Origin of the sequence: Microbacterium sp. CPCC 204701 (genome assembly GCF_004010105.1) — a bacterium.
In the GTDB taxonomy this organism is placed as follows: domain Bacteria; phylum Actinomycetota; class Actinomycetes; order Actinomycetales; family Microbacteriaceae; genus Microbacterium.
The window spans coordinates 1-3,947 of sequence record NZ_RRYE01000286.1; the positions used below are offsets into that span (position 1 = coordinate 1).

The following is a 3,947-nucleotide window of genomic DNA, read 5'->3' on the forward strand; positions in this document are numbered from 1 at the left end:
AACCTGACCAAAAAACGAATATCAAACTGACATCCATTGAATTGATCCAAAAAGACCCCCACCAACCAAACAAATGGTCAGCAGAGACAAAATTGGCATATGACAAGTGCACGCTGTTGAGTTCTCAAAGACCAGACGCACCCACCCACCAACCACCAAACACAGCAGCCAGCCCAGCAGGGCAACCTCACAACCATACCCCACCCACAGACCTTCGGTTCCGCCGGCTGCGGATCGAGATCCACAGCGGCGATCGAAGACTGCCTCGGAGGGTAAGACTCCCATCTTAGACCCGCAGGTCAGGTCGCTCAAGTGAGGACTGTTTGAGAAGGGAGGTGGTCCGCCAGCTTGAGGGGGGTGAGACTCTCGGTCTCTCCGCTCCCCTGTGGGGCGAACGAGTAATACTTTACGTCGGATCCCCGGATCGGGCCAATCCAGCCCGCATCCCGGGCGTGTCGTACCCCGCCACCCGCAGAAACACGCGGCGCACCGTCATCGGGAGCGCTCGGCGTCCACCGCTGCCTTCAGGTCACGGACGAGTCCGTCGATCGCCGCCTGCGGCTCGCGCTCGAGTCCGGCAGACGACATCGCCTGCGCGAGGATCCTCCCCGCCGGACCGACGAACGGCTCCCCCTCTCGGTCCTCGCGGTCTCCGGGCTGCTCGCCGACGAGGATGGTCTGGGCCCGTGACCCGCCATCACCGAACAAGGCCTGCGTCGCCTGCCGCCACGGCTCGCAGTCGCGGCAGCCCTGCACCGCCCGCGCAGCACGTCGAGGCCGGCACCATCCGGCATCCGCTCGGCTGCTCCTGGCCTTTCGCGGTCCATGGAACTGGACCGTAGGCGGGGGACGAGCCCATGACGAGGCCCCGGCACAGGAACAGACGCCGTCGTATGTGCGCGCAACACGTCGCGCACTCCGGGAGGACCGTCAGCGGCGACGCCGCTCCACACCACGAGCCGCCCGTGCCTGCACCACCACGCAGAGCCCCGCAGTCGCCGCGCCCCACACCGCACACGCCGGCGGCAGCACGCGGTACGCGAGGTGCGCGACCGTGAAGTCCTCGTCGAGGGGCCCATGCGCGCCGAGTCCCCACAGCCACGCCATCAGGAGGCAGGCCGGAAGCGACAGCCACCACGTCCACCGCACCCAGGCCGGCACGGCGCGGGCGAAGGATGCCTCGGGCCGGCGCCGGATCAGCCACACGAGCAGCCACACCCCGATGATGACCAGGCCGATCGCCGTGGATCCGTGCTGCAGCCACGTGTAGCCCGGCAGCGGGCCCCAGTCGTCGCCGAGGGCGGGGATCGCGGTGACGCCCCAGCGCCCGTCATGAGTGAAGAGGTCCCACACGATGTGGCTGACCACTCCGATCACCAGCGATACGGCGAGCAGAGCCATCGCGCCCCACGACGCCCGCCCGGCTCCCGGCGGAGAGTCGCCCCCGAGTCCGAAGGTCTCGCGCAGGGCCGCGACGGCGCCACGGTCCCACTCCCCCGGCAGCCGCTCCGCGAGCCATCGCGGTGAGAGCTCCCGCACCGCAGGCCGCAGCACGCAGCGCCAGACCAGAAGGAGGATCAGAGCAAGAGCCACGGTGACAGGCAGCCACTCGAACGCGTGCGTGCGGCCGTAGTGCAGCGGGAACGCACGCACGAACAGCGGCAGGTCGGGGGTCATCGCGCCTACCGCGATCGCCGCCGGCACGAGCGGCGTTCGCGTGAACGGGAGCGCGACGACCGCGTGACTCGGCGTGAACGGCATCGGAATCCGATCGGCGAGCGGGGGCGGCGTCAGCCGACGAAGACGCCCGCCAGCGTCTTCTTGCCCCGACGAAGCACCGACACGGCGCCCGGAAGGGTACCGGTCACCACTGCCGTGTCGTCGTCGACCTTCGCGCCGTCGAGCGACACCCCGCCCTGAGCGATCGCCCGGCGCGCCTCGGAGAGGCTCGGAACAAGACCGGTCTCGACGAGTGCGTGCACCACCGGCGTGCCGGCGGCGACCGTCGCGTTCGGCAGCTCCTCCAGCGCGTGGCGCAGCGTCGTCGGGTCGAGCGCCGCGAGGTCGCCCTGGCCGAAGAGTGCCTCGGACGCCGCGATCACGGCGGTCGTGGCATCCGTCCCGTGCACGAAGGTCGTCGCCTCGAGGGCCAGACGCTTCTGCGCCGCGCGGCGGAACGGCTCGTCGTCGACGAGTCGCTCGTACTCCTCGATCTCGGCGCGCGCGAGGAAGGTGAAGATCTTGAGGCGCTCGATGACGTCGGCGTCGTCGGTGTTCAGCCAGAACTGGTACATGCGGTACGGGCTGCACATCGCCGGATCGAGCCAGATCGCGTTGCCCTCGCTCTTGCCGAACTTCGTGCCGTCGCTGTTGGTGATCAGCGGAGTGCCGATCGCGTGGACGTGCACGCCCTCGACGCGGTGGATGAGATCGGTGCCGCTGGTGAGGTTGCCCCACTGGTCGCTGCCACCGGTCTGCAGCACGCAGCCGTGCTGGCGGAACAGCTCGAGGTAGTCCAGTCCCTGCAGGATCTGGTAGCTGAACTCCGTGTAGCTGATGCCCGCATCGGAGTTCAGTCGCGCAGCGACCGCGTCCTTCTTGATCATGGTGCCGACGCGGTAGTGCTTGCCGATCTCGCGCAGGAAGTCGATCGCGCCGAGCGGCGCGGTCCAGTCGAGGTTGTTGACGATGCGCGCGGCGTTGTCTCCCTCGAAGCTGAGGAACCGCTCCACCTGCGAGCGCAGGTAGCCCACCCACTCGGCCACGGTCTCTTTGGTGTTCAGCGTTCGCTCGGCGGAGGGACGAGGGTCGCCGACGAGGCCGGTCGACCCGCCCACGAGGCCCAGCGGCCGGTGACCCGCGAGCTGCAGGCGGCGCATCGTGAGCAGCTGCACGAGATTTCCCAGGTGCAGGCTCGGAGCGGTCGGATCGAAGCCGCAGTAGTACGTGATCGGGTCCCCGCCGAGCAGCGCGCGCAGCGCTTCCTGATCGGTGGACACATGCACGAGCCCGCGCCACACGAGTTCGTCCCAGACGTTTTCGAACGCCGGGTCGTTGGCGGGAGCCAGCGCGCGCACAGACGAGTTCTGTGCGCTCACGACGGTTTCAGACACGCGGTTCAGGCTATCAGCGACGCATGCGGCCTCGTGCCGGACGGATGCCGCGACCCGGCGCGCGCTGCCGGGTCGCGACATCCGTCTCAGGCCGCTGCGTCGAGGCGCGCGAGCTGCTGGTCGGTCAAGGTGAAGCGCACGGCTTCCATCGCCGCGTCGAGCTGATCCACCTTGCTGCCGCCGAGCATCGGGCGCACACCGTGTGCGACGTGCCAGGCGAGGACCGTCTGGCCACGCGTCGCGCCGAGCTCGTCCGCGATCTCGTCGAGCGCGGCCAGGCGCCGGTCGTTCCCGATGTGGTCGTACGGCTCGGGAATGCTCTTGTCGGGGTTGTCGTACGCGCCGGACAGCAGCGGCGTGTACGCCCACACCTCGAGTCCGTGCGCATCGGCGTAGTCGCGCTGCTCGTCGCTCAGCACCCCGAAGCGGTGCTCGACGCCCGGCGGGCGGGTACCGGGGCGCACCCGGAGGTAGGTCGCATTCAGCTGCAGGGCATCGACGGGGATCGACCCGATCGTCCGCGCGTGTGCCCGGGCGCGCTCGACCCGCCACGCGGGGTGGTTGGATGCCCCGACGCGGCGCGTGCGGCCGGCGCTCGTGAGCTCGGCCAGGGCATCGACGGTCTCTTCGATCGGCGTGGCGCGATCCTCCTGATGCAGCCACAGGAGGTCCACGGAGTCGACGCCGAGCCGGTCGAGGCTGCCGGCGAACGCGTCGAGGACGGCGCGGCGCGACAGCCCGGCGCGGCGGCCCGGCCAGGAACCGGCCCACAGCGGCTCAGCACCGAGCTTGGTCGCGATCCTCATGCGCTCCCGCACGCCGGGCCGCGCCGCG

The 3,947-nt window shown here is 69.6% G+C and carries 4 protein-coding genes; all 4 read right to left on the reverse strand.

Translation table 11 applies throughout. The annotated features are described in order from the left end of the window. Positions 1-492 precede the first annotated feature (492 nt). The gene (locus EIO58_RS19370) at positions 493-708 is read right to left on the reverse strand and encodes a uracil-DNA glycosylase family protein (protein ID WP_240658860.1); all 216 of its coding nucleotides are present in this window, start codon (positions 706-708) and stop codon (positions 493-495) included. 222 nt (positions 709-930) lie between these two features. Then, entirely contained in the window at positions 931-1,761 is an 831-nt protein-coding gene (locus tag EIO58_RS14030; RefSeq protein ID WP_127820055.1) for a DUF4184 family protein, read from the reverse strand. Between the two features lie 29 nt (positions 1,762-1,790). Further along, the gene (tyrS, locus tag EIO58_RS14035; RefSeq protein WP_127820056.1) at positions 1,791-3,113 is read right to left on the reverse strand and encodes a tyrosine--tRNA ligase; all 1,323 of its coding nucleotides are present in this window, start codon (positions 3,111-3,113) and stop codon (positions 1,791-1,793) included. An 86-nt stretch (positions 3,114-3,199) separates the two neighbouring features. Further along, positions 3,200-3,947 (reverse strand): aldo/keto reductase (locus tag EIO58_RS14040; protein WP_164861717.1); only part of this gene is annotated, 748 nt, incomplete at its 5' end.

What these genes read in the sequence shown, in the direction of transcription:
- EIO58_RS14030 (WP_127820055.1), bottom strand. Translation starts at nt 1,761, where the DNA reads ATGCCGTTCACGCCGAGTCACGCGGTCGTCGCGCTCCCGTTCACGCGA.